General features: G+C 65.9%; 29 protein-coding genes and 1 pseudogene. 16 read left to right on the plus strand and 14 right to left on the minus strand.

Annotation, left to right across the window (positions count from 1 at the left end; all coding sequences use genetic code 11):
- Complete coding sequence (locus tag ASE64_RS15270; protein ID WP_156351986.1) at nucleotides 1-417, minus strand: hypothetical protein; 417 nt, start codon at nucleotides 415-417, stop codon at nucleotides 1-3.
- 199 nt (nucleotides 418-616) lie between these two features.
- On the opposite strand from ASE64_RS15270, the gene ASE64_RS17230 reads away from it, so the two are divergent.
- Nucleotides 617-1,159, plus strand: coding sequence for a helix-turn-helix domain-containing protein (locus ASE64_RS17230; protein ID WP_162234578.1), 543 nt, complete (start codon nucleotides 617-619; stop codon nucleotides 1,157-1,159).
- Nucleotides 1,160-1,502: 343 nt separating this feature from the next.
- Here the strand turns inward: ASE64_RS17230 and ASE64_RS17820 are convergent, their stop codons facing one another.
- Nucleotides 1,503-1,664, minus strand: a complete 162-nt coding sequence (locus tag ASE64_RS17820) for a LuxR C-terminal-related transcriptional regulator (RefSeq protein ID WP_235480658.1) — start codon at nucleotides 1,662-1,664, stop codon at nucleotides 1,503-1,505.
- A 393-nt stretch (nucleotides 1,665-2,057) separates the two neighbouring features.
- Between ASE64_RS17820 and ASE64_RS15275 the strand changes: the two genes are divergently transcribed.
- Nucleotides 2,058-2,333, plus strand: a complete 276-nt coding sequence (locus tag ASE64_RS15275) for an SbtR family transcriptional regulator (protein ID WP_055782479.1) — start codon at nucleotides 2,058-2,060, stop codon at nucleotides 2,331-2,333.
- A 65-nt stretch (nucleotides 2,334-2,398) separates the two neighbouring features.
- Here the strand turns inward: ASE64_RS15275 and ASE64_RS15280 are convergent, their stop codons facing one another.
- Entirely contained in the window at nucleotides 2,399-3,058 is a 660-nt protein-coding gene (locus ASE64_RS15280) for an FMN-dependent NADH-azoreductase (protein ID WP_055782482.1), read from the minus strand.
- A gap of 124 nt (nucleotides 3,059-3,182) precedes the next feature.
- On the opposite strand from ASE64_RS15280, the gene ASE64_RS15285 reads away from it, so the two are divergent.
- Complete coding sequence (locus tag ASE64_RS15285) at nucleotides 3,183-3,611, plus strand: winged helix-turn-helix transcriptional regulator (protein WP_326940007.1); 429 nt, start codon at nucleotides 3,183-3,185, stop codon at nucleotides 3,609-3,611.
- Here the strand turns inward: ASE64_RS15285 and ASE64_RS15290 are convergent.
- The 6 genes from ASE64_RS15290 to ASE64_RS15315 form a co-directional block, all read right to left on the minus strand.
- Nucleotides 3,608-3,904, minus strand: coding sequence for a DUF2277 domain-containing protein (locus ASE64_RS15290; RefSeq protein ID WP_055782485.1), 297 nt, complete (start codon nucleotides 3,902-3,904; stop codon nucleotides 3,608-3,610). The genes ASE64_RS15285 and ASE64_RS15290 overlap by 4 nt on opposite strands.
- A 68-nt stretch (nucleotides 3,905-3,972) precedes the next feature.
- Nucleotides 3,973-4,371, minus strand: coding sequence for a DUF2256 and DUF3253 domain-containing protein (locus ASE64_RS15295; protein WP_055782488.1), 399 nt, complete (start codon nucleotides 4,369-4,371; stop codon nucleotides 3,973-3,975).
- Between the two features lie 40 nt (nucleotides 4,372-4,411).
- Nucleotides 4,412-4,891, minus strand: coding sequence for an SRPBCC domain-containing protein (locus tag ASE64_RS15300; protein WP_055782491.1), 480 nt, complete (start codon nucleotides 4,889-4,891; stop codon nucleotides 4,412-4,414).
- A gap of 51 nt (nucleotides 4,892-4,942) precedes the next feature.
- On the minus strand, nucleotides 4,943-5,464 hold the full coding sequence (locus ASE64_RS15305) for a putative immunity protein (protein ID WP_055782492.1): 522 nt from the start codon (nucleotides 5,462-5,464) through the stop codon (nucleotides 4,943-4,945).
- Between the two features lie 51 nt (nucleotides 5,465-5,515).
- Nucleotides 5,516-6,376 (minus strand): 3-hydroxyacyl-CoA dehydrogenase, encoded by an 861-nt coding sequence (locus ASE64_RS15310; RefSeq protein ID WP_055782495.1) that lies wholly within the window; start codon nucleotides 6,374-6,376, stop codon nucleotides 5,516-5,518.
- 14 nt (nucleotides 6,377-6,390) lie between these two features.
- Nucleotides 6,391-7,020, minus strand: a complete 630-nt coding sequence (locus ASE64_RS15315; RefSeq protein WP_055782498.1) for a TetR/AcrR family transcriptional regulator — start codon at nucleotides 7,018-7,020, stop codon at nucleotides 6,391-6,393.
- 70 nt (nucleotides 7,021-7,090) lie between these two features.
- Here ASE64_RS15315 and ASE64_RS17825 point away from each other — a divergent pair, with 70 nt between their 5' ends.
- On the plus strand, nucleotides 7,091-9,475 hold the full coding sequence (locus ASE64_RS17825; protein WP_156351995.1) for an alpha/beta fold hydrolase: 2,385 nt from the start codon (nucleotides 7,091-7,093) through the stop codon (nucleotides 9,473-9,475).
- Between the two features lie 25 nt (nucleotides 9,476-9,500).
- Here the strand turns inward: ASE64_RS17825 and ASE64_RS15325 are convergent, their stop codons facing one another.
- From ASE64_RS15325 to ASE64_RS15335, 3 genes are all read right to left on the minus strand, one after another.
- Nucleotides 9,501-10,055 carry a hypothetical protein gene (locus ASE64_RS15325; RefSeq protein ID WP_055782501.1) on the minus strand — a complete coding sequence of 185 codons (555 nt, stop codon included), beginning with the start codon at nucleotides 10,053-10,055 and terminating at the stop codon, nucleotides 9,501-9,503.
- A 168-nt stretch (nucleotides 10,056-10,223) separates the two neighbouring features.
- Entirely contained in the window at nucleotides 10,224-10,832 is a 609-nt protein-coding gene (locus ASE64_RS15330) for a hypothetical protein (RefSeq protein WP_055782503.1), read from the minus strand.
- Nucleotides 10,829-11,668 (minus strand): hypothetical protein, encoded by an 840-nt coding sequence (locus ASE64_RS15335; RefSeq protein WP_055782506.1) that lies wholly within the window; start codon nucleotides 11,666-11,668, stop codon nucleotides 10,829-10,831. The genes ASE64_RS15330 and ASE64_RS15335 overlap by 4 nt, the downstream gene beginning before the upstream one ends.
- A 92-nt stretch (nucleotides 11,669-11,760) precedes the next feature.
- Between ASE64_RS15335 and ASE64_RS15340 the strand changes: the two genes are divergently transcribed.
- Entirely contained in the window at nucleotides 11,761-12,138 is a 378-nt protein-coding gene (locus tag ASE64_RS15340; protein ID WP_055782509.1) for a DUF1801 domain-containing protein, read from the plus strand.
- A 15-nt stretch (nucleotides 12,139-12,153) separates the two neighbouring features.
- On the opposite strand, the gene ASE64_RS15345 is transcribed toward ASE64_RS15340, so the two are convergent.
- On the minus strand, nucleotides 12,154-13,002 hold the full coding sequence (locus tag ASE64_RS15345; RefSeq protein ID WP_055782512.1) for an LppP/LprE family lipoprotein: 849 nt from the start codon (nucleotides 13,000-13,002) through the stop codon (nucleotides 12,154-12,156).
- Nucleotides 13,003-13,337: 335 nt separating this feature from the next.
- Between ASE64_RS15345 and ASE64_RS15350 the strand changes: the two genes are divergently transcribed.
- The gene (locus ASE64_RS15350) at nucleotides 13,338-13,865 is read left to right on the plus strand and encodes a hypothetical protein (protein ID WP_235480659.1); all 528 of its coding nucleotides are present in this window, start codon (nucleotides 13,338-13,340) and stop codon (nucleotides 13,863-13,865) included.
- Nucleotides 13,862-14,839 carry a cation diffusion facilitator family transporter gene (locus tag ASE64_RS15355; protein WP_055782513.1) on the plus strand — a complete coding sequence of 326 codons (978 nt, stop codon included), beginning with the start codon at nucleotides 13,862-13,864 and terminating at the stop codon, nucleotides 14,837-14,839. The genes ASE64_RS15350 and ASE64_RS15355 overlap by 4 nt, the downstream gene beginning before the upstream one ends.
- On the opposite strand, the gene ASE64_RS15360 is transcribed toward ASE64_RS15355, so the two are convergent.
- Entirely contained in the window at nucleotides 14,802-15,290 is a 489-nt protein-coding gene (locus ASE64_RS15360) for a MarR family winged helix-turn-helix transcriptional regulator (protein WP_055782517.1), read from the minus strand. The two genes, ASE64_RS15355 and ASE64_RS15360, sit on opposite strands and share 38 nt — an antisense overlap.
- A gap of 56 nt (nucleotides 15,291-15,346) precedes the next feature.
- On the opposite strand from ASE64_RS15360, the gene ASE64_RS15365 reads away from it, so the two are divergent.
- The 9 genes and pseudogenes from ASE64_RS15365 to tatC all read left to right on the plus strand — a co-directional run bounded on the left by ASE64_RS15365 (nucleotide 15,347) and on the right by tatC (nucleotide 22,303).
- Complete coding sequence (locus ASE64_RS15365) at nucleotides 15,347-16,225, plus strand: NmrA family NAD(P)-binding protein (RefSeq protein WP_055782521.1); 879 nt, start codon at nucleotides 15,347-15,349, stop codon at nucleotides 16,223-16,225.
- Between the two features lie 166 nt (nucleotides 16,226-16,391).
- Nucleotides 16,392-16,553: a hypothetical protein gene (locus tag ASE64_RS15370; protein WP_156351998.1), complete on the plus strand. Its 162-nt coding sequence runs from the start codon at nucleotides 16,392-16,394 to the stop codon at nucleotides 16,551-16,553.
- The gene (locus ASE64_RS15375; protein ID WP_055782526.1) at nucleotides 16,531-17,229 is read left to right on the plus strand and encodes a DUF1275 family protein; all 699 of its coding nucleotides are present in this window, start codon (nucleotides 16,531-16,533) and stop codon (nucleotides 17,227-17,229) included. Before ASE64_RS15370 ends, ASE64_RS15375 begins: the two co-directional genes overlap by 23 nt.
- Before the next feature lie 80 nt (nucleotides 17,230-17,309).
- Nucleotides 17,310-17,783, plus strand: coding sequence for a fluoride efflux transporter FluC (locus tag ASE64_RS15380; RefSeq protein WP_055782528.1), 474 nt, complete (start codon nucleotides 17,310-17,312; stop codon nucleotides 17,781-17,783).
- Nucleotides 17,780-18,151 carry a fluoride efflux transporter CrcB gene (gene crcB, locus ASE64_RS15385; protein ID WP_055782531.1) on the plus strand — a complete coding sequence of 124 codons (372 nt, stop codon included), beginning with the start codon at nucleotides 17,780-17,782 and terminating at the stop codon, nucleotides 18,149-18,151. Before ASE64_RS15380 ends, crcB begins: the two co-directional genes overlap by 4 nt.
- Before the next feature lie 114 nt (nucleotides 18,152-18,265).
- Nucleotides 18,266-20,176, plus strand: coding sequence for an ABC transporter ATP-binding protein (locus tag ASE64_RS15390; protein WP_055782534.1), 1,911 nt, complete (start codon nucleotides 18,266-18,268; stop codon nucleotides 20,174-20,176).
- Nucleotides 20,177-20,276: 100 nt separating this feature from the next.
- Nucleotides 20,277-21,275: an intradiol ring-cleavage dioxygenase gene (locus ASE64_RS15395; RefSeq protein ID WP_055782537.1), complete on the plus strand. Its 999-nt coding sequence runs from the start codon at nucleotides 20,277-20,279 to the stop codon at nucleotides 21,273-21,275.
- Nucleotides 21,276-21,320: 45 nt separating this feature from the next.
- Nucleotides 21,321-21,464, plus strand: a pseudogene (locus tag ASE64_RS17245) (twin-arginine translocase TatA/TatE family subunit); the annotation flags it as partial.
- 68 nt (nucleotides 21,465-21,532) lie between these two features.
- Nucleotides 21,533-22,303 (plus strand): twin-arginine translocase subunit TatC, encoded by a 771-nt coding sequence (tatC, locus tag ASE64_RS15400; RefSeq protein ID WP_055782540.1) that lies wholly within the window; start codon nucleotides 21,533-21,535, stop codon nucleotides 22,301-22,303.
- Nucleotides 22,304-22,314: the final 11 nt, after the last annotated feature.

The raw sequence follows: 22,314 nt of genomic DNA on the forward strand, positions 1-22,314 counted from the left end.
CTAGGCGATCGCGCGATACGAACGCGTGAAATCAGCAGCCAGTTCTTTGTAAAGTTCCGCTCCTCCAGGGAGGTCCTCTAAGTAGAGATCTGCGTCGGCTTTAGCTATTTTGAGTCTCATGTGCTGATACGTAGGATTATCCAAGCTGATCAAATCTCGCTGGACCGCCTGCGTAATTCCCTCACGTACTTCGGGCGCATCTTGGTGAAGTTCATCTTGCGTTAGCCAAAAGCGAAGCTTTACGTCGGTGCCCTCAATTCGCCTTTCGAGTGCGTTGAAAACCTCGATCACCGCCGAGTAAAACTCCGAACCGCGAATTGACACTACTCGGACATTATTCGCTGCAAGGCCGGCAAGGAAGCCGGTCATGAAGTCGTTAAGCGTGATCCGAATCGGTGTCGAAAGCACTGCGCCCATCCTGTATACCCTCCGCTAGCTGGTCGCCCAAAGCGCCCTCGCATTTGACTCCAGCTCAATCGATCAAATATAGCCGAAGCCGCCGACGCGCGCTCGAAGCGAACCTCAAGCCGGTCTGGCGAACAACCTGAATCACTATTCATTCTCGCATTTAAAACGAAAGCTGTCTTTGTTTGACCATCCGTGAGATATTCGTGTCGTGCATTCGAAGGAGCGACTCACGGCAGCGCTGACAACAGCGCAAGTCGTTGCGCTCGCTCAAGTGCACCCGTCGACTCTCAACTACTGGATTAGTAAGAATCTCTGCCAACCGAGCGTGATCGGTCCGTCCGGGCAGCGCGCGACTCGCTACTGGTCTGTGGAAGATCTAGTGACTGTCAAGGCTGTAAAAGCGCTGCGTGAAGTCGGTTGCTCGCTCCAGAACATACGGAAGGCTAAGGGGCTGCTCAATAGACATCCTCAGACCCTTGCCTCTGCGACCCTCTATTACAACGGCCGCGATATATGGCTAATTGATGACGCGACCGACTCCATAGTGAGTGTCCTCGAACAAGCGGGGCAAGCAATATTTTCGGAGACATTGTTGATGATGACGCTGCCCTTACGTCTGTGGATTAGGAACGCGGAGAAGAATGCGCAACTCGTCGACGCCACGGAGATTGAAACTGCTCGTCGAAGAAGACGAATTGCGCGGCAATCTTCACGGGATGGCCGACTGCATCTTGAAGAGTCGACTGCGTGAAATAGGCGCGGACAATCATGTCTCGCATCGACAACAATCAAGCCCCCACCACCGGCTCCGCTAGCCGAGCCTTACCAAACGGGCGGGCGAGAGGTTTGCCGCAAAACTGGATGTCAACGCTGACGAGACCACCTCAGAGCGCTCCAAGAGGTATCGCCACAGAGACGTAGTGGGTTGTTTCCTGGGGCGTCTCGTCGCCTCAGGCGATCCGAGCTGCCGACTATCTGACCCTCGGATCGGCCCCTTCTGCCGCCAGTTCATCGACCCGCACCCAGTCGACCAATTGCCCGCATAAGTCAGTGCCGGTATCCGGCTCGTAACCGGCGTCTACTTGAGGCCGACGTCACGGATACAGCCCCGCCCGGAAGGTGAACGTCACCAGCTGCGCCCGGTCCCTTGCTCCGACCTTCGTCATCGCGCGCACAGCGTGGGTCTTCACCGTGAACGGTGACACCGACATCTGAGCCGCGATCTCGTGGTTGTCGAGCCCGCTGGCGACAGCCACAACGACATCGCGCTCCCGCGGAGTTAGCTTCGACCCCGCCGATCCCGGGCATCCGAATATCCATCAACACCAGATCCACAGCGTTGTCCCGCAGAAACGCCGGCACCTGCAGCCCGTCAGACAGGTCGCCGACGACCACGAACGTCGGATCGAGCAGCAGCATCGACCGGATTCCGCCCGCATGTCTTCTTGGTCGTCGACGATCAGAATGTTCGTCATGCGAGCTGCGCTCCTACCGGGCTGAGCATGGCGCTGACGCGAAAGACGTCGTCAGCAGCAGACACAGAGAGCGTGCCGCCGCACGACTCCAAGCGCTTCTCATCCCGACCAGCCCGAGGCCCCTGCCGGCAACGGCACCGCGCAGCGTGTGGCTGATCCGATTCTCCACACTTCATGCAAGACCCGTTGTTCGAGAAGGTCACGGCGCGAACCACGCCGGCCTTGCCGCAGACCTCGCTCTTGCGCGACTCTCTAATCACGAGCCTGGGCGAACTGATGACCCGAGCCGTGGCATCCGGCCGTCTGCGACCCGACGTCTCAGCGCCAGACGTCGTGTTGCTGCTCTGCGGCATTGCTCACGCCGCCCGCGCGACGAACACGGCGCCAGACAGCCCGCAAAGTCGCCTTCTTCTGCGAGTCACGCTCGCTGGGCTGCGCGCCCGCGGCTAACCGTACGGCGGCCTCGTGCTGCGCTGCACGCGACCGCCGTTCGTGACCCAGACTCGGAGGCTCGACTAGGCGGCCCGCTGCTCGAGGGCACGGGCGAGCGAGCGCCCATGCCGGGCGGCCTGATCTTCGGCGAGCTGCTTCAATTCGTCAGCCATCTCGGTGAACTGGTCGAGGGCGGGGTTCACGCCGACGAGGGTGAACTCGCGCGTCACGACCTCGACGTCGAGCAGCCAGACCTCTTCGAGGATGCGTCGCATCCAGGCGGTGGCGTGATCCCAGCCCTCCTTGGGCGTGCCGGCGGAGTAGTTGCCGCCCTGCACCGTCACGAGCACGGCCGGCTTGCCCTCGGTTGCCGGAGTGGCGCCGGGTGCCATGCGTGGGTCGGTCAACACGAGGTCGACATACGACTTGAAGTGCTGCGAGACCCCGAAGTTGTAGAGCGGCACGGCGAACAGCAGGGCATCGGCCCCGGCCAGTTCGTCGGTCAGCTCGCGCGCCAGCTCGGCCGCGGCCGACTGCGCCGACGTGCGCTCAGACTCGGGCGTCATCGATGCGCCGACGGCGTCAGACCAGGCGGTTGCCGGCAACGGTTCGGTGCCGATGTGCCGACGGGTGATCGCGGAATCCGGGTGGGTGGAACTCCACTCTGCCTCGACGATGTCGCCGAGGGCGCGACTGGTGGAACCCTCGGTACGAATACTGGCATCCAGGCGGAACAGTGACATAACACTCCTTGTAATCGATCCCGATCGACGACCGGGCTTATAGTTACGATTGGTAACTCTGCACGCCGGGCTCCCGTTACCGCAAACGATCCCCCGTTACCCGGCGGTAACCGAGAGAGAGCGAATGGCACAGCACGCGGCCGTCGACGCCCTGCAGGCACGGCTTCTCGAGACCATGCCCACCATGGCCGAGCTGTGCACCAGCCAGGATCCCGAGATCTTTCGGTCACTTCTCTCTCGCATCGGAGACAAGTGGACCCTGTTGGTGATCGGGGTACTCGGCGATGAGCGACGCCGGTTCACAGAATTGTCCGAGACCATCCCGGGTATCTCGCGCCGGATGCTCACGGTCACCCTGCGTGCGCTCGAGCGCGATGGTCTCGTGGCGCGGACGGTCTACGCGGAGGTGCCGCCGCGGGTCGAATACGAGCTCACCGCTCTCGGCCAGTCCCTCCAAAAGGTGGCCCTCACGATGGGCGGCTGGGTGAGCGAACACCAGCACACCATCGTCGACAACCGGCGACACTTTGATGGCGACCCGGTGGCGCGCTAGGCGGTCGCCGTTCGGATGCGCACCTCGCGTTCCATGCGCTTCTCGTGCCGCTCCCGGCCCTTCGACGCCTCGAGTTCCCGGCTCTTCGGAGGAGCATTCGTCACCAGGCCGTCGAGCAGTCGCCGCGTTGCGTCTGCGATCTCGTCGATGGCCCGGTCGAACGCCTCGGTGTTCGCCCGGGAGGGGTGGGTGGATCCGCTGACCTTGCGCACGAATTGCAGCGCAGCCTCGCGCACCTCGTCGTCGTTGGTCGGGGGCTCGAAATTGTGGAGTACTCGGATGTTCCTGCACATGCGAGCGAGATTACTCCTCAGCGCGAGCGACTTCGAGGGGTTCCCACGACAGTGGGCGCAGTGATCGATTACCGGCGGAGAGCCGCTCGAATGGTGAACGGCCCGCGCACCGAGCCTGGGTCGACGGCACGACCGTTCTGAACGATCTCGACCTCGCCGCCGTGCGCCAGCCGTCGAGCCGCGCGGCGGGCGGGTTCGTAGACTGGTTGCCAGTCGTCGGGCGCCGCTGTTCGCGCCACGAGCTCTGGGGTAACGGGCGCATCCTGAGCCTCGGAAACAAGTCTCACGATGGTGGCCTCGAGCCGCCGGTCGGTCTCGTTCACGCCACGGCGCCGACAGGCGTCGGAGCAGTACTTCACCTCGGCCCAGTTCTGGGCCCACTTTGCTCTCCATTGCATCGGTCGACCGCAGGATGCGCACACCTTCTCGTGTGGCTCGTTCTGCGGGGCGGACTGACGGTGCGGCACGTTTCTATTGTGTCAACCAGAGCGTCGCCGCCGTCGCGAACTAAACGGGGTCGACTGCTGTCAGCGCGCGGAACGTGTCGTGCAACTTCCAGAACTGCGAGATCGGCAGTGGGTCACCCTCGACGGCGGCTTCGAGAAACGTCAGATGGGTCATCCATCCCGCCTCGTACGACTTCTCGAGAGAGCCGAGTTGCGAGTGAACGAGGTGCAACTGCGTGCCGTCGTCTGCGCTCTCGAGAGTGATGGACAGCCGTGAGGGCGCCTCGTTCGGAAACTCCCACGTCAGCTGCAGTCGATGCGGTTCCGCAGCTTCGAGAATGTCGCTTCGAGACAGGGTGTCCTCACCGTGGTCCACCACGAGAAGGCCACCCTCCCTGATGTCGCACTCGACCGCAGCGCCCAGCCATTGAGGGAGCAATGCCGGGTCGGTCCACGACGACCACACGCGTTCGGGCGGCGCCTCGAGCGACCAGGCCAGGGAGACGACACCGCCAGAGCCCGTCGAGGAGGAGAGGGGCATCGCGCATCCGTTCTCTCGATGGTCAACACGGCCGACGCTATCAGCCCCCGCCTACAGACCCGCCTGAAGCAACCGGATGTTCTCGCCGAGAACTCCCGTCGCCAAGAGTCCGGCGCCGAGCGGGCCCGACGAATCCGTGCCGAGCAGAGGCAGCAACCGCAGCGCTTCGCGCACCGGCTCGCTCATGTGCTCGAGCTGCCAGGCGATCTCAGCTGCACCACCGGTATCCGGGTCAGCAAGGCCGGCAGCCTTCGCGGCGTAGGCGGCCGCGCCGAGCGCGTGTGCGCCCATGTGGGCGACACCGGATGCCTGTCCGGCCGACCACGCTGCGGCTTTCGCCGCGGGCGAGTTCACCACCTGCGCCGCGCGGTTGGCCACGAAGCGACGCCGGATCTCGCCGGCCGCATCCAGCTCACCGCGAGCGAATGCGCGCGCCCGGGCAATCGCATCCCGCGGCCGGTCATCGTCGGGCGCCTCCGCCTCGAACAGGGGCAGCACGCGCTCGGCGCAGTCCGCGGCCCAGGCAGCAACGAGTCGGCGATCGCCCTCACTGAGCGACTGGGGAGAAGGCATGCCAGCACTGTTGCACATCGCAGCCGTCGACGGCACGATCGAGTTGCCGACCTAGCTGTAGCGGTAGAACCCCTCACCCGTCGCGACGCCCAGCTTGCCCTGGTCGATGAAGTTCGTCTTCAGGTACGCGGCCCATGCTTGCGAGCCCGGCTCCGGGTTCGCCGATGCGATGTTGTACGCGGTCGTGAGGCCGACGACGTCGTAGATCTGGAACGGTCCGACGGGCGCTCCCGTGCCGATGCGCCAGGTCTTGTCGACGGTCTCCGGGTCAGCGATGCCCTGCAGCACGAGACCGGCCGCGGCATTGAGCAGCGGCACCAGCAGCGAGTTGAGAACGTAGCCCGCCTTCTCTTTCTTCAGCTCGATGGGCACCAGGCCGCTGCGTTCGGCGAAGTCGACCACCGAGCGGTAGACATCGGGGTCTGTATCGATCGTGCCCATGATCTCGGCCGTGTTCTGGCGCCAGACCTGGTTGGCGTAATGCAGCGCGAGAAAGCGGTCGGCGCGCCCGGTGAACTCCTTGATGTCACTCGGCAGCAGCGTCGAGGAGTTGGTGGCGAAGATCGTCTTCTGCGGCGCCGCCTCGGCCAGCTGCTGGTAGAGGTTGCGCTTGATGTCGATGCTCTCGGGCGCCGCCTCGATCACCAGGTCGGCATCGGCCACAGCCTCGGCCATGTCGCTCGAATACCGGATGCCGTTGGCCGCCGCCTCGGTCGACTCGGCCGTGGCTCCGGCCACCTTGTCAGACACATACACCGGCGCCAGCTGGGCGATGCGGGTGCGGGCGTGCTCGAGCGCGTCGTCGGACACGTCGTAGGCGGTCACGGCAAACCCGTGGAAGGCGGCCTGGTACGCGATCTGCGATCCGAGCACTCCGGTGCCGATGACAGTGACGTTCTGGATGGGTTGCATGGTGGTGCTCCTTGCTAATGAGAGGTAGGAATGACGCCGTAGATGCTGCGCACCCACACGTCGACGAGAACGTCGAGCTCGGCGCCGCCGGCGACAGCCGGATGCTCGCCGGTCGCCGCAGCGAGCAGCACGCGTTCGTTCATGAGATTGAGGGCTGCGGCGAGATCACGAGCATGGATGCCCTGTGGGGCGGCCCCGCGGGCCCGCTCGGCCTCGATGACCTCGGCCGTGTAGTCGACCCAGCTGAGCATCGAGCGCGACCACAGATCGTGCACCTCGGCGTTGCGCGAGCGCACGGCCATGGCGGCGGTTGCGACAGCGCGGTGCTCGGAGAAGACCTCGACGAACGCCGCGATCGATCGACGCCAGGCCGAGGCAGTGTCGGCATCGAACTCGCGCGACAGTGCTGCGACGCGAGCCTCGACCTGCCGGATCACCCGGTCGAGCAACGCGAGCAGCACCGCCTCTTTCGAGGCGAAGTAGAAGTAGAAGGTCGGGCGAGAGATGCCGGCGCCCTTGGCCAGCTCGTCGATCGAGAGGCTGTCGAAGTCGCGCGACTGCAGCAGCGCCTCGGTGGTGACGAGGATCGCCTCCTGCCGGTCGTCGCCGGAGGGGCGGGATACGCGTCGCGATCGTTCGGCCATGACTCCACGCTAGCAGTTCTCTCGACAGGGTGTCGATTAACTCGACACACTGTCGAGTATTGTGGTCGTCATGGTGGTTCACGTAGACGTGGTGATTGTCGGGGCGGGTCTCAGCGGCATCGGAGCCGCGAGCATCCTGAAGCGCGACTGCCCCGACAAGACCCTCCTGATCCTCGAATCCCGCGATTCCGTGGGCGGCACCTGGGATCTGTTCCGCTACCCGGGCGTGCGCTCGGATTCCGACATGTCCACGCTCGGCTACTCGTTCCGCCCGTGGAGAGACTCGAAAGCGCTGGCCGACGGCGACGCCATCCGCGACTACATTCGCTCGACCGTCGCCGACGAGCGGCTGGAGCCCGCTCTTCGTCTCAATCACCGTGTCGTCTCGGCATCCTGGTCGAGTGCCGACTCGCTCTGGACGCTCACCGCGGTGCGCACGCCCCCGGGCAGCGGGGAATTCACCGAGAACAACTCGCAGAGCGAGACCGTCACCATGACGTGCTCGTTCTTGCAGGTCTGCTCTGGCTACTACCGCTATGACCAGGGCTACACGCCAAAGATCGCGGGGCTCGAGTCGTTCGAGGGCCGCGTGGTTCACCCACAGCAGTGGCCCGCCGACCTCGACTACGCGGGCAGTCGCGTAGTCGTGATCGGCAGCGGAGCGACCGCGGTCACGCTTGTGCCGTCGATGGCCGAGCGCGCCGCGCACGTCACGATGCTGCAGCGCTCCCCCACCTACATCGCCTCGGTCTCGTCGGTAGACCGGCTCGCCGATCGCCTCCGGGGCCGGATGCCGGAGCGCCTCGCCTACGCGCTGGTGCGGGCGAAGAACATCGGCTTCTCGCAGCTCACCTATCTGTTCGCTCGCCGGCGACCCGAGGCCATGAAGGGCATCCTGCGCAAGGCTGCCGCGCAACGACTGCCGACAGACTTCGCGATCGACCCGAACCTCACCCCCACCTACGAGCCGTGGGATCAACGCCTGTGCGCCATCCCCGACGGCGACCTCTTCTCGGCGATCCGCCGCGGCAAGGCCGACATCGTGACCGGGCAGATCGACCGCGTCACGCCCGACGGAATCGATCTGGTGGATGGCGGACACCTCGACGCGGACGTGATCGTGACGGCCACCGGTTTGAGCCTGCTGTACCTCGGCGGGATGCGACTGGTCGTCGACGGGCGCGACGTCGAGGTGTCGAAGACGCTCGCCTACAAGGGCATGATGCTGGCCGGCGTTCCCAACATGTCGATGACGATCGGCTACACCAACGCCTCGTGGACGCTGAAGGCAGACCTCGTGGCCCGCTATGTCGCGCGGCTGCTGACATTCATGGACCGCCGCGGCTACTCGAGCGTCACGCCCCGGGCCGACTCCTCCGTGGCCTCGGGCCAGCTCACCCCGCTGATCGACCTGGCGGCGGGATACGTGCGGCGCAGCATCCGGTCGTTGCCGAAGCAGGGAGAACGCACGCCGTGGCGCCTGCACCAGAACTACGTGCGCGACTTCGCGCTGCTGCGAACCGGGCGGGTGACCGACTCCGTGCGGTTCGGTTTCGCCGGCGAGCGCACGCCCCCCGGTCTCGAGCGGCCGGGCGATGGCGAACAACGGGTGCTGCTCGATCGGCCGGGCATGGCCACCGTCACCGTCGACGGTCGGCGCATCCGGTACCGGCTGACCGGCGAAGGCCCTGCCGTGCTTCTGCTGCACGGCATCGGTCAGAGTCTCGACGACTGGAACGACCAGCACGAGCTGCTCTCGGCGCGGCACACGGTGTACAGCCTCGACCTGCCGGGATTCGCCTACTCGGAGCGGCCGCCCGGTCGGGCCACACTGCAGCGGCTCGCCTCGGCGCTGCCCGCTTTTCTCGACGCGCTCGGCGTTACCCATGCCATCCCCGTTGTGGGCAACTCGCTCGGAGGAGCGGTGGCCATGCAGTTCGCCGCAGACCACCCCGACCGCGTCTCGGCGCTGGTGCTGGTCGACAGCGCGGGCTTCGGATCAGAGGTGACGCTCGCCCTGCGGCTGCTGACCGTGCCCCTGCTCGGCGAGGCGCTCACTCGGCCCCGACTCGGCACGGCGAGGGCGGCCGTGCTCGCGGTGTTCGGCGACCCCGCGCTCGCGACCGACACCCGAATCGCTCGCGCGTACCGGCTATCCCAACGGCCCGGGTATTCGCGCACCATGCTCGACATCGCTCGAGACCTCGGCACTCTCCGGGGCATCACGAGTTCGTGGCGCGAGACGCTGCTTTCGCGCATAGTGGCGCACGATCGGCCCGTGATGCTCATGTGGGGCGGGCGCGACCGCATCCTGCCTGTCTCGCACCTCGCGGCCGCGCGAGCCGCACTGCCCAAGGCGGCCGTCACGGTTTTTGCGGATGCCGGGCACATGCCTCAGATCGAGAGCGCAGACGAATTCGCGTCGACCGTGGAGCGGTTCCTCGACGCGGTCTGAGAGCGACCGAGAGATGCGAGATGGGTCAGCGGCGGAACATCCTGAGGGTCGTCTCGAAGAGGCCCGCAACGGGCCTCTGCTGCTCGCCCTGTTGAGCGCCGAGCACGATGAGAACGGCCGTGAGCACGGGAGTGGTCCACTGCAATACCTTCTGGGCTCGCTGAGCGCCGGTGAGGGTGGACGAGGATCCGGCATCGGGCTCGGTGACGCCCTCGCCGCCTTCCTGCGCGTTGCGGCTGATGACCCCTCCCAGGAGTCCGGAGGTCAGCGCCGAGGCCCCGGCCAACGCGGTCAGCATGAGTTTGATGGTCGTGTTGGTGCGGCTCTCTTGCTGACCGACGAGGCGCGTCTTGTTTCCGGCGATCAGCCCCAGTCCGCCGATGCCGTGCACGACGACCGCGGCAAGCTGCACGGGCGCCCATTTCGCCCAGCCTCGAGACGAAATGGCGAGTCGCTCGGCCGGCGACTGAGCCGTGGCCGCGCCGCCGTTGAGGCCGACTGCGCCCATAAGAGAGCCGCCGAACCAGGCCGCGAGTCCGAGATCGTGCATGCTGCGTACGAGTGTGTTGCGTTCAGACATAAGGGCCTCACTTCCGTTTGGTCGCGCGGCGAACGTGCCGCACGTGTGCGCTCGACGCTAGGCGCGATCGACGCGCGCGCTTCGGGGACTTGACACACGCACGCGGTCGATGAGGCCTGTCGCACATCGTCGCGCGCAGCACCCTGTCGACGGGAGCCGCGGCGCCTCTTACGAGGCGGGTACCGGTGCCGCCGCAACGACGATCAGCGGGTCCGTATAGCCGGCCTTCTCGAGAGCATCCACGAGCTCGGCACGATACGTTTCCAGATCGCGATCGTCGAACACGGAGATAGATCCGTAGACGTACGCCGCCTGGACATCGAATACTTCGTTGAACTGCACTCCGGGGTCGGCGAGAACATTCAGCCACAGCTGAACCGCGCCGAAGTACCGCTCCGCCCGCGCAGGGTCGTAGCCGCGCCAATCCAGCGTGGCCGACCCCGACGGCATGCCCTCACGACTCGCGCCGCCTTCGTAGACCAGGCTCACATGGATCGGCAAGCTGCCGAGGGGCGAATCCTCTACGACCGGCAGTGCATCCTCGAGAAAGTCACGGGTCTCAGCGAACGACGTCTGGTCGAGGCGGGCAGACACCCAGACTCCCTCGAGGCTTCCCGTGGCACCGACACCGATAGATTCAGGCGCGACATCTCTGAGGCTCTCTGCCAGCTCCTCGGCGGATGCCCGCGCCCTTTCCTCGGCGCTGTCATAACCCTGCGCGCACCCCGACAGCAAGAGAACTGCGACGACGGCGATGGTCGCCAGCCGCCGCCTCACTGGGCCGCTCCGTACAGAGTCACGACGTCACTCTTGAAACCGGTGTTGTAGGTGACGCTCAACGAAGGCTGCAGCACTCCGGAGGAGGCGAGGACCGCCATGATCTCTGCGTTCTGCTGCTCGCTGAGGTCGGCGGTGCCCGTAAGACTGAGCACGGTCGAGTCGGGTTTGAACGTCGCATGCGAATCGGAGATGTATTCCAGTGCGGCGAGGCCGTTCAGAGCGTCACCCCAGCCCGTCGGCAACGCGGGCTGACCCGATCGATTCGACGCCAGCGAGCGACCAAGCGACGCTTCGGTGGTGACACCCTGCATCAAGCTCGGATCGTCGCCCAACGCACCGACCATGGCGTCGAACGACTGGTCGAGGGTCGGCCCGGGCTTGCCTGGCTCACCGGACTGAACGCTGAGAATGCCGCGGCCCGCCTCGTCGAACACGTTGAACCTCACCTGCCTGAACCCGTCGTCGAGCAGACCCGCCCAGACGCGCACATCGCGCTCGAACCGGTCGGGGTCGTCGAAGACAGGGGTGGAGAACTCGGTCTCGACGATGCCGTCACCCGGATATACGGCGATGAGTTCGACTTCGGGCGGTCGGTTGGAGCCCAACCCCTCGAGAACCTCTCGCACCGCGAGCGCCGTCGTCACGATCTCCTGCTCCGAAGCAGCCGGATCGACCTGCACACGGTAGTAGTAGGGCGCGAGGAGAACGCCAGGCACCTCCTCGACCTCGAGCATCGCGTCATAGCGGGCGCTCGCTTGCTGATCCTCGGCGCTGGCACAGCCGACAAGGCCCAATACGACCGCGATGGCGAGCAGTCCTCCGGTTCGTCGCATACGTCGACCCTAGCCAGCGCGCTTCCGCCAATGCGAATCGGGTCTTTGCAGAAAAGAACCCGGAACGCGCCGCACGCCAATAGGGTCATCCCATGGCATCACCCGAGGTAGACCAGATCATCGCCGCCTTTCCCGACTGGCGCGGCGACACGCTCTCGCGCATCCGGGGCCTGATCGTCGAGACCCTGGCCGGTGTGATCGAAGAGGCCAAGTGGAAGAAGCCCACCAACCCGCTCGGCGTCGCCACCTGGAGCCTCGGCGGTGTCATCTGCACCGGCGAGACCTACAAAGACAAGGTCAAACTCACGTTCCCGAAGGGCTCGTCGATCGACGACCCCACAGGGCTGCTCGCCGTGGGTGCGGGCGTGCGGCGCGCCATCGACATCCGCGAGGGCGAAATGCCGGATGCGGATGCGCTGCAGGCCGTGATCCGCGCGGCGGCGGCGCTCAACGCTGCTCCGAAAGGCTGAGCCGGAACACGCTTCTTACGCACGCACCAACATCACGCCGGTCTGGCCGTTCCAGATGCGGTCTTGATCGGGAATGTCGGCACCAGGGTAGTAGTCGGGCAGAACGATCGGTGTGCCGGGCGGATAGTAGGTACCGAACGGCGCTCCGTCGCCGATGAAGTTCGTGCCACCGTCACCGGAGGTGTCGCCGGCATCGACGAGTTGCTCTACGGCGCCGCTGTCGTAGCTCGCGGTCGGGAGGGTGATGGTGACGCACCCGTCGGGAACCCCACTCTCAGGCGTCGGGCACCAGCGACCGTCGGGCCCGGCGCCCGAAGGTCCGGCTTGCGGCTGAGGCTCCGTCACGATGACGGCTCCTTCAACCTCGTCCCACCTGAACGTGGTCTTGGTCAGCACCGGCGACGCCGAAGCACTCTGGGCTGCGAAGGTCAGCGCAACCTCACCGTCCGCGATGCGCTCAGGCTCGGTGGTGCGGTCGACGGCCCGGTCTGCAACCGTCGCATCCGCAATGTACTCGCCACGGTGAAAGAACATCACTGGAGTGATCTCGAACGCGGTGCAGCATGCCTCAGGGCGGAGCACGATCCACGAGAGCTCGGCGCATTCGTCGTAGCCGGCCACATCGCTGTACTCACCCGCAACATCCCACGGCCGGTCGCTGGCGACCTCGCCCGCCCACGTGCTCAGCGCATCCAGCCCGGTGAGGCCGGAGCATTCGGGCGGGGCCGTCGTTTCGGGCTGTGAAGCCGCTGCCGAAGCGGCAGGTGTGGGCTCGCTCGATGCCGAGCAGCCGGTGAGCGCGATCAGCAGTGCGGCGCCGACGGCCGCGCATACAGCGAGAGGGGCCTTAAGTGGGGCGCGCATGGCAGAGCCTCGTGTTCTGTCGTCGAAATGGTGAGCGCCGACAGGTCTGGCCGTTAGGGAGGTTGAGTCACCGGCACTGGCGAAGTGCGCGGGTGAAGCTCCAGTCGCTGCCCGACGGGCATGAATCAAGCCCGTCTAGCTGAATGTTAGCGAAGGTTGCGCCGACCCTATTGCTGCCCCAGGTCGCTGTGCGTGCGCAAACGTTCGCCCTGCCAGGTCGTGCCAGGCGCTTACTTTCGCAGGCCGTGCCGCGATGCGCAACCCTCGTCGCCGGCGAATAGCCGAACATCCGGCGGTGGCACATGATGGATTCGTTCACGACGAGGAAGGCGAGCATGCGACGGCGTTCACGGTTGCGATTCAGCCGCGACTTGATGGCGGGGCTGGCTCTGGTCAGCGTGCTGTCCCTGTGCGGATGCGGCCTGACAATCCCTTCCGACCCGTCGGGCACACTCGACGCCGTGCGAGGAGGTGTGCTTCGAGCGGGCGTCTCCCCGAACGCCCCCTTCGTCGACGTCACGGGCGTCGACGCAGAGCCGACAGGCACAGAGCCGACGGGCACGGAGGTCGAGGCGATCGAGGCATTCGCCGACCACCTCGACGCCGACGTCGAGTGGACGATCGGGTCAGAAGAAGAACTGGTGCGTGACCTCGAAGACGACGAGCTCGACCTCGTGGCAGGCGGACTCACCGACGAGACACCCTGGTCAGACAAGGCCGGCGTCACCCGCGCGTACGACGACGTGACCGATGACGACGGAAGCGTGCTGAAGCTGGTGATGCTCGCGCCCATGGGCGAGAACGCATTCATCTCCGAGCTCGAGACGTTTCTCAGCCGCTACAGTCGCGAGCACAGCTCATGAGCCGCGAGACCGTGCGGTTCGGGCACACCGAACTCCCCGAACGCCAGGCCACGATCCTTCGCCGTGCCATCCGGCTCGAATGGATAACCATCGGCTTTCTGGCCGTGACCGTCACGCTCGTCTTTCTCGTACTCGGAAATTCCCAAGCGATGAAGGCCGCCTGGATCGAAGACCTGCTGTCGTTCATTCCGCCGATCGCGTTCCTCGTCGCCGTGCGCGTCAACCGTCGACTCCCCACCCGGCGGCATCCCTACGGCTTTCATCGCTCCGTCGGTGTCGGGCACCTCGTCGCCGCCGTGGCGCTCGCCACCATGGGTAGCTATCTGCTCGTCGATTCGTCGATCGGGCTCATCCGCGCCGAACACCCCACCATCGGCACGATCGAGTTGTTCGGATCCTCGATCTGGCTCGGGTGGCTCATGATCATCGTCATGGCGTGCACGGCTCTGCCGCCCGTGATCATCGGGCGCATCAAGCTGAAACTCGCTGACGAGCTGCACAACAAGGTTCTCTACGCCGACGCCGATATGAACAAGGCCGATTGGATGACCGCGGTCGGCTCAATCGTCGGCGTCACGGGAATCGGTCTCGGCCTCTGGTGGCTCGACGCCGCAGCGGCCATCTTCATCGCCGGCAGCATCCTCTTCGACGGCATCCGAAACCTGCGCGCGGCGCTGGCCGATCTCATGGACGAACGGGCCACCACCTTCGACGACAAGAAGCCCCACCCGATCGCCGAGCAGATCGACGATCACCTCCGCGGGTTACCGTGGGTCGCCGACGCGGGCAGCCGGATGCGGGATGAAGGCCATGTCTTTCACGTCGAGTCGTTCGTCATTCCGAAAGACGACATTGTGCCGACCCTCGATCAGCTCGAATCCGCGCGCCAGGAGTGCATCGACATCGACTGGAAGGTGCAGGACATCGTGCTCGTCCTCACTCGCGATCTGCCGGTCGTCGTCGCGCCGCACTGATAGCACCCGCGTCCATGGGCGCATCCAGAATCGGCACGAGAGCCGACACCACTCTTTCGGTGTGCGCGGTGTCGTCACCGAACCAGCTGTTGCTCGCGAGCACAACGGGGTACGCCTCGGCGAGAAGATCTCGCCCGCCGCGGGTCAAGGTGATGCGCGAGTGTCTGCCGCGACCTCGGTCGGCGCCCCGGTCGATGAGCGCGCGCTCCTGCAATCCGGCGACGAGCGCCGTCATACTCTGGGGCCTGACCCCGACCGCGCGCGCGAGGTCGGCCTGGCTGAGCCCGTCGGCCGCGGCGAGTTGCGCGAGCACACCGAATTCGACGGGCGTCAACCGCAGCGGCGCCAGCTCGATCGCCAACATGCGAGCCAGCTCGCGGGCCGCACGAATGACGGTCCAGGCCGCGATCGCGTCGACATCGTCACGCGTCAGTGAGAACGGAGAAGGCATGCATCGATCGTAGCGACGTATGATCGAGTATCAGCTAACTGATACTGGGAGGTTTTATGGACGGCATAGTTGCAATCACGGGCGTGACCGGTGATGTGGGCGGCAAGACACTGGAGCTGCTCCGCGAAGCAGGTGTTCCCGTTCGCGCCATCGTGCGTCGACGAGAGCAGGCGGCCGCCCTCGCCTCGCGAGGAATCGAGGCCAGGGTCGCCGACCTCGGCGATCGGGCCGCCCTGACCGCCGCCCTCGACGGCGTCGATCAGCTCTTCCTCATCACGGCCGCTACCCGACGGCAGGCCGATCACGGCGCGATCGGCGTGTGGGCCGCCCGGCAGGCCGGGGTACGCGCCATCGTTCAGCTGTCCGGTGGCGATGCTGCTGAGCATTCACCGATGCCGTGGGCAAGCGCGGTCTGGGCCACCGATGCGCTCGTGCGTTCGAGCGGTCTCGCCTGGACGATCCTGCACCCATCTGCATTCATGACCAACCTCGAGACGTCGGCGCCCGCATTCCGCCGCGGGCTCTTCCCGCAGACGATGGGACGGGGACGCATCGGGTGGATCGACACCAATGACATCGCCCGAGTCGCAACCCAGGTCCTTCGTGACGGAATTCACAACGGCGACGAGCCCATCCTGACTGGACCCCAGCTTCTCGACGGCCGTGGGGTGGCCCGAGCATTGTCGACCGGCCTCGGCCGCCGCATCCGGTACGTGCACCTGCCCAGCCGTGTTTTCGCGCTGGTGCTTCGGCTGAGCGGAGTGCCGGCTTGGCAGGCGGAGGGCCTGCGACAGCAGTTCGGCCGCGTCGCCCGCCGGGGATTGGACGGAGTCGACATCCTCACGACAGACGTCGAGCGGATCACCGGGATCCCGGCTCGATCGATGTCAGAGTGGGCGCGTGACCGCCGTGCACTGCTGCTCGAGCAGAGCTGACGCCGGAAGGGCACATGGAGGTGAAGCGCCTCCCCGCCATCGCTGCCTGCTTCGGAGTGCGCGTGCCGACAGTGGTTTCGACGTTTGTCGGGTGGCGGCATCCGGCCCCGCGAGTAACGTCTCGAGAGCGCGCATCTGCTCGCCACTATCTCAGAACGGAGCTCTCGTGAGCCTGCCCAGCGACCCCAACCAAGACGGATTCGAGTTCGCCGGCGAACCGGCCGACGCCGACGCATCAGAAGCGATTCTCAGCGAGCTCGACGACAGTGGCGACGACGCCGCAGAAGACGAGGCATCAACTCTCGATGACGTCGACACCCGCGAGTGAGTCCGGCGGGCGCACCGTTCACGTCAGCCTGCTGCTGCTGTCGTTCGGTTCTGGCGCGGCCGACGCGTTCGCGTTCCTCGCGCTCGGCGGCATCTTCACCGCCAACATGACCGGCAACCTCATCTTGAGCGGCATGTTCTCGAGGCCGGAGTTTCTGCAGACCTTCATCGGTTCCGTCACGGCGATTCTGGCCTTCGCCGCCTTTCTCTACCTCGGCTTCCGGCTGACGAGCGCGCATCGCCAGCCGACGAATTCGCCCCGCGCCACGACCTGGACTCATCTCTTGGTCGGCTCGATCGTGCTGCAGGCGATCGTTGTGCTGGTCTGGGTCTTCGGATGGGCCACGGCCCCGAACGGCCAGATTCTCGCGGTGGCGCTCGCGTCTGCGGCGCTGGCCCTGCAGACAGTCGCGGCCCGGCGCCTCTCGGATCGCTCCGGCGTCACGACCACCTACGTCACCGGCACGCTGACCAGCACGATGGAGTCCCTCGCCGAACGCAGCTCGTCTGGGCAGTTCATCCGGGTCCTCAGCATCCTCATGCTGCCGCTCGGGGCGATCTGCGAAACCGTCGTCATCGCATCCGCGAAGTGGGCCGGGCCGATGCTGCCGTGGGCGGTGGCCATCGCGGCGGCGGCCGCTCTCGTCGTCGCCGGGCGGGTCGTTCGCTCGGCATAGTCAGAGGTTGCTCACTTCGTCGAACCGTCTCGCGACAACAGTGTGAGTGGCCGCCACGAGACCTTCTTTAGCCTGGCGGCATGACGAATCCCCAGCACCGGCCATCTCCGGCCCCGGCTCCGGATGCGCCGAAGCCCGACTATCGCACCTGGTCTGCGGTGTGGATGGTGTTCCTGGGCGGAGCCGTCGGAACCCTCGCCAGGGAGTCGCTCGACCTGATCACTCCGGCGCACAATCTGCCGCACACGACATTCATCATCAACGTGGTCGGCTCGTTCGCTCTCGCGGTGATCTATGCGCTCGTACAGCTGCGAGTCGAGACTCCGCCTACTCAACGCCGTCTCCGACTGCTCCTCGGCACGGGCTTTATGGGCGGCTTCACGACCTACAGTTCCTTCTCTGTCGCCGTCGCGACTGAGTCCGTGAGCGGTTCTGTGCGCGACGCGGCACTTCTCGCCGTCGCCAGCATCGTCATTGCCACCATCGCTGCCGTGACGGGCCGCTGCCTCGTCGAGACCTTCGTCACGCGGCCGCCATCTGGGAGCACCCGATGACCGATTTCTTACCGCTCACCGTGATCGCGATCACCGTCGCCGGTGGGCTCGGGGCCGTCGCTCGCCTCGTTCTCGGCGGAGCCATCCAGCAGGCGGTGCGCACGTCGTTCCCTATCGGCACCGTCGTCATCAACATCAGCGGGTCGTTCTTATTGGGACTCATCATGAGCTCGGCTCTCGCGTCGGCGGGCCCTGCGTGGCTCGCAATAGCGGGCACGGGATTCTGCGGCGGCTTCACGACCTTCAGCACGGCGAGCGTCGACAGCGCCGACCTGCTGCTCAAACACAAATGGATGCCTGCGGCGATCTACGCCGTCGGCACGGCTCTCGCATCGTTCGGGGCGGCGGCGCTGGGGTATTCGATCTGACGAGGGCCACTCTCGATCGACGTCTTTTCGTCAAGCCGGGCGCCCGCTGGTCAGAACCTCGAGCATGACCAGTCAGACTTTCATTGTGGCCTGGTGCCCTCGAAAGGAATTGCTATGAGCATGGAGAGCGCGGCCTGGAGCTCGCTGTACAAGATCTCGTCTGCCAGAGACGGCAAGCACGGCTTCTCCCGTGAGTCCGTGCGGCGCATCCTGACGTTCGCGGTGCCCTACCGGGCCAAGCTCGTGATCTTCATCGCCCTCTCCGTCGTGGGAGCCTTCCTCGCCGTCGCAACGCCGGTGCTCGCCGGCCAGGTGGTCAACGTCATCGTCGCCCGGGGCGCGGTCAACACGATCGTGTGGCTCGCCGTCGTCATCGCCCTCGTGGCCGTGGCCGACGCCGCCGTGTCGCTCGTGACGCGCTGGTACTCGGCACGAATCGGCGAAGGCGTGATCCTCGATCTGCGCACTGCCGTCTTCAACCACGTTCAGAAGATGCCGATCGCGTTCTTCACCCGCACCCGCACCGGCGCCCTCGTGAGCCGCCTCAACAACGACGTGATCGGCGCTCAACAGGCCTTCAGCGGCACGCTCTCCGGGGTGGTCACCAACGTCGTTGCGCTGATCCTCACCCTGATCGTCATGCTCAGCACGTCGTGGCTCGTGACGATCCTGGCCGTGATCATGCTGCCCCTCTTCTTGATTCCTGCACGCCGCATGGGCAGCCGTCTCGCCGCGCTGCGCCGCGAGGCCGCCGACCACAACGCCGCGATGAGCACGCAGATGACCGAGCGCTTCTCGGCTCCCGGCGCCACCCTCGTGAAGCTGTTCGGCCGGCCCGACGACGAGGCCGAGGAGTTTCGCGTGCGCGCCGCCCGGGTGCGAGACATCGGTGTGCGCTCCGCGATGCTGCAGTTCGTCTTCGTCACCGCCCTGACGCTCGTCTCCGCTCTCGCCCTCGCGCTCGTCTACGGGCTCGGAGGCTTCCTCGCCCTCGCCGGCCAGCTCGACACCGGCGACGTGGTCACCCTGGCTCTGCTGCTCACCCGCCTCTACGTACCGCTGACCGGACTCGCGAGCGCCCGGGTCGAGATCATGAGCGCGGTGGTCAGCTTCGAGAGGGTCTTCGAGATTCTGGATCTCGAACCGCTCATCCAGGAGAAGGCCGACGCCGCATCCGTGCCCGACGGTCCGGTGTCTGTCGAGTTCGACGATGTGCGCTTCGCCTACCCGTCTGCCGACAAGGTGTCGCTCGCCTCGCTCGAAGAGGTCTCGACGCTCGACACCCGCGGTGGCGAGGAGGTTCTGCACGGTTTGTCCTTCAGGATCGAGCCGGGCCAGACCGTCGCCCTTGTCGGTACCTCCGGCGCGGGAAAGTCCACGATCGCGCAGCTGCTCTCGCGCCTCTACGACGTCGACAGCGGCGCCGTGCGTCTCGGGGGTACCGACGTGCGCGATGTCACCTTCGCCTCGATGCGGCACACCCTCGGCATGGTGACCCAAGACGGCCACCTCTTCCACGAGACCATCCTCTCTAACCTGCGTCTCGCGAGGCCGGATGCATCCGACGACGACGTGTGGGACGCCGTGCGTCGCGCGCGACTCGAGCCGCTCATCCGGTCGCTGCCCGACCAGCTCGACACCATGGTCGGCGAGCGGGGCTACCGGCTGTCGGGCGGTGAGCGCCAGAGGATGACCATCGCGAGACTCCTGCTCGCCCAGCCACGGGTCGTCATCCTCGACGAGGCCACGGCGGCGCTGGACTCGACCTCGGAGGCTGCCGTGCAGGCGGCCCTCAGCGAGGCGCTCGAGGGACGCACGGCGATGGTGATCGCACACCGCCTCTCCACGATCCGCAGTGCAGACCAGATTCTCGTGATCGAGGATGGCTCGATCGTGGAGCGGGGAACGCACGAGGAGCTGCTGGCTGCAGGCGGGCGGTATGAGGAGCTGCACCGCACCCAGTTCGCGGTGCAGAAGAACGTCGCGGCCGACGAGGACGTTCCGACCGCGCCCTCAGTCGACTGACGGACATAAACGACCCATAGCCGTCTCATAGCGAGCCCATAGCGCTGCCACGAAGACTGACGCCATCGAAACAATCGAACGTCTACTCCGAGAGGCAGTCATGAGCACAATCCCCGAACCCGAACTCACCCCGCACGGGCCGGCCTACGAGGGTCGTCTGCTCGATCGCGCAGACGAAGAGGTCGTCGACCAGGGTGTCGCGTTCGATATGAGAACACTCGTCAGCCGCCGTGTCGTTCTGAGCCTGCTCGGCCTCGGCGCCGGCGCGGTTGCTCTCGCCGCGTGCTCGAGTACCGGCTCCAACTCCGGCAGCTCCTCGAGCACGCCCACCACCGTCACCTCGGGTACGGCGGCATCCACCACGGCCGCATCGGCAGACGTGTCGGGCAGCGAGATCCCCGACGAGACCGCGGGCCCGTACCCCGGCGACGGCTCGAACGGCGCCGATGTGCTCGAGCAGTCGGGCATCGTGCGCAGCGACATCCGCTCGAGCATCGGCAGTGCGACCACCGCCGCCGGCGTGCCGGTAGCCCTGTCACTGACGATCCTCGATATGGCCAACGACAACGCGCCGTTCGCGAACGTCGCCGTCTACGTGTGGCATTGCGATGCCGACGGCAACTATTCGATGTACTCGTCCGGGGTCGAGAACGAGACCTACCTCCGCGGGGTGCAGGTCGCCGACAGCGCCGGAACCGTGACCTTCGCCTCGATCTTCCCCGCCTGCTACAGCGGCCGCTGGCCGCATATCCACTTCGAGGTCTACCCGACGATCGCCGACATCTCAGACTCTGCCAACGCCATCTCGACGTCGCAGGTAGCCCTCCCGCAGGCGGCATGCGAGACGGTCTACGCCCTCGATGGATATAGCGGCTCGACCGCAAACCTCTCGCAGGTCAGCCTCGACTCCGACAACGTCTTCGGCGACGACGGTGGCGCCCTTCAATTGGCAACCGTGACCGGCGACGCCTCCTCCGGCTACCACGTCGCACTCACCGTTCGCGTCGACACCACCACCGCACCCACGGCGGGCGCCGCGCCCAGCGGCGGTGCCGGCGGGGGACCAGGCGGCTCCGGTGCCGGAACACGACCCAGCTAGTCGACACATCCACTCATCACAATAGAAAGAAGGCACCCCATGGGACTGCTGCAGAATCTCACCGGATGGCACGCGCTCATCCTCCTCGCCGTCGTCTTGCTCTTCTTCGGCGCAAGCAAGCTGCCGGCTCTCGCGAAGAGCGTCGGTCAATCGGCACGCATCCTCAAAGCGGAGACCCGCGACGTCGAGTCACCCGCTCCCGCAGACAGGCTCTGAGGGTGCGTGCTTCTCGCGGCGGCAGGCCCGACCGGGGCAGGATGACGCTGATCGAGCATCTGCGGGAAGCACGCACGCGTCTCTTCCGCATCCTGCTCGCGCTGCTCGTCGCGTCTGTCGCCGGCTACTTTCTCAGCGATCAGATCCTGGCTATCCTCCGCACCCCCATCGCCGCACTCGCCGAATCGCGCAACGCCAGCCTGAACTTCGACAGCATCAGCGGCGCTTTCGATCTGAAGTTGCGGATCGCCGTCCTCGCCGGAGCGGCGTTGTCGAGCCCGATCTGGCTGCAGCAGCTCTTCGGATTCTTCCTACCCGGACTCACACGCCGCGAGAAGAAGTACGCTGCGGGTTTCCTCCTCGCGGCCGTTCCGCTGTTCGTGATCGGATGCGCCACGGGTTTTCTCCTCTTCCCTCACGTCGTGGAATTGCTGGCAAGCATCGCCCCTGCCGACGACAGCACCCTGCTCGCGGCCTCGTACTACGTCGACTTCGTGATGAAGCTCGTCATCGCCGTCGGCATCGCCTTCGTGCTGCCCGTCTTCGTGGTCGCGCTGAATGCCGTCGGCGTTCTCGCCGGGGCCACCGTCGTGAAGAGCTGGCGGGTGGTGCTTCTCGGCATCCTGACATTCAGCGCCATCGCGACACCCTCGGCCGACATCGCCACCATGTTTCTCTTGGCAGCCCCCATGACGGCTCTGTTCGCGGCCGCTGCACTGATCGCTGTGTTGCACGACCGTGCCCGGGCGCGACGGACACGTCAGTCGGCGACCGTCGAATCTCTGCCCGATCTCACCTTCGTCAACGCCTGACGCGGGCTGAT

The organism is Agreia sp. Leaf210, from assembly GCF_001421485.1.
Taxonomy (GTDB): domain Bacteria; phylum Actinomycetota; class Actinomycetes; order Actinomycetales; family Microbacteriaceae; genus Agreia.

What these genes read in the sequence shown, in the direction of transcription:
- ASE64_RS15270 (WP_156351986.1), bottom strand. Translation starts at nt 417, where the DNA reads ATGGGCGCAGTGCTTTCGACACCGATTCGGATCACGCTTAACGACTTC.
- ASE64_RS15275 (WP_055782479.1), top strand. Translation starts at nt 2,058, where the DNA reads ATGCAAGACCCGTTGTTCGAGAAGGTCACGGCGCGAACCACGCCGGCC.
- ASE64_RS15280 (WP_055782482.1), bottom strand. Translation starts at nt 3,058, where the DNA reads ATGTCACTGTTCCGCCTGGATGCCAGTATTCGTACCGAGGGTTCCACC.
- ASE64_RS15285 (WP_326940007.1), top strand. Translation starts at nt 3,183, where the DNA reads ATGGCACAGCACGCGGCCGTCGACGCCCTGCAGGCACGGCTTCTCGAG.
- ASE64_RS15290 (WP_055782485.1), bottom strand. Translation starts at nt 3,904, where the DNA reads ATGTGCAGGAACATCCGAGTACTCCACAATTTCGAGCCCCCGACCAAC.
- ASE64_RS15300 (WP_055782491.1), bottom strand. Translation starts at nt 4,891, where the DNA reads ATGCCCCTCTCCTCCTCGACGGGCTCTGGCGGTGTCGTCTCCCTGGCC.
- ASE64_RS15305 (WP_055782492.1), bottom strand. Translation starts at nt 5,464, where the DNA reads ATGCCTTCTCCCCAGTCGCTCAGTGAGGGCGATCGCCGACTCGTTGCT.
- ASE64_RS15310 (WP_055782495.1), bottom strand. Translation starts at nt 6,376, where the DNA reads ATGCAACCCATCCAGAACGTCACTGTCATCGGCACCGGAGTGCTCGGA.
- ASE64_RS15315 (WP_055782498.1), bottom strand. Translation starts at nt 7,020, where the DNA reads ATGGCCGAACGATCGCGACGCGTATCCCGCCCCTCCGGCGACGACCGG.
- ASE64_RS17825 (WP_156351995.1), top strand. Translation starts at nt 7,091, where the DNA reads ATGGTGGTTCACGTAGACGTGGTGATTGTCGGGGCGGGTCTCAGCGGC.
- ASE64_RS15325 (WP_055782501.1), bottom strand. Translation starts at nt 10,055, where the DNA reads ATGTCTGAACGCAACACACTCGTACGCAGCATGCACGATCTCGGACTC.
- ASE64_RS15335 (WP_055782506.1), bottom strand. Translation starts at nt 11,668, where the DNA reads ATGCGACGAACCGGAGGACTGCTCGCCATCGCGGTCGTATTGGGCCTT.
- ASE64_RS15340 (WP_055782509.1), top strand. Translation starts at nt 11,761, where the DNA reads ATGGCATCACCCGAGGTAGACCAGATCATCGCCGCCTTTCCCGACTGG.
- ASE64_RS15345 (WP_055782512.1), bottom strand. Translation starts at nt 13,002, where the DNA reads ATGCGCGCCCCACTTAAGGCCCCTCTCGCTGTATGCGCGGCCGTCGGC.
- ASE64_RS15350 (WP_235480659.1), top strand. Translation starts at nt 13,338, where the DNA reads ATGCGACGGCGTTCACGGTTGCGATTCAGCCGCGACTTGATGGCGGGG.
- ASE64_RS15355 (WP_055782513.1), top strand. Translation starts at nt 13,862, where the DNA reads ATGAGCCGCGAGACCGTGCGGTTCGGGCACACCGAACTCCCCGAACGC.
- ASE64_RS15360 (WP_055782517.1), bottom strand. Translation starts at nt 15,290, where the DNA reads ATGCCTTCTCCGTTCTCACTGACGCGTGACGATGTCGACGCGATCGCG.
- ASE64_RS15365 (WP_055782521.1), top strand. Translation starts at nt 15,347, where the DNA reads ATGGACGGCATAGTTGCAATCACGGGCGTGACCGGTGATGTGGGCGGC.
- ASE64_RS15375 (WP_055782526.1), top strand. Translation starts at nt 16,531, where the DNA reads ATGACGTCGACACCCGCGAGTGAGTCCGGCGGGCGCACCGTTCACGTC.
- ASE64_RS15380 (WP_055782528.1), top strand. Translation starts at nt 17,310, where the DNA reads ATGACGAATCCCCAGCACCGGCCATCTCCGGCCCCGGCTCCGGATGCG.
- crcB (WP_055782531.1), top strand. Translation starts at nt 17,780, where the DNA reads ATGACCGATTTCTTACCGCTCACCGTGATCGCGATCACCGTCGCCGGT.
- ASE64_RS15390 (WP_055782534.1), top strand. Translation starts at nt 18,266, where the DNA reads ATGAGCATGGAGAGCGCGGCCTGGAGCTCGCTGTACAAGATCTCGTCT.
- ASE64_RS15395 (WP_055782537.1), top strand. Translation starts at nt 20,277, where the DNA reads ATGAGCACAATCCCCGAACCCGAACTCACCCCGCACGGGCCGGCCTAC.
- tatC (WP_055782540.1), top strand. Translation starts at nt 21,533, where the DNA reads ATGACGCTGATCGAGCATCTGCGGGAAGCACGCACGCGTCTCTTCCGC.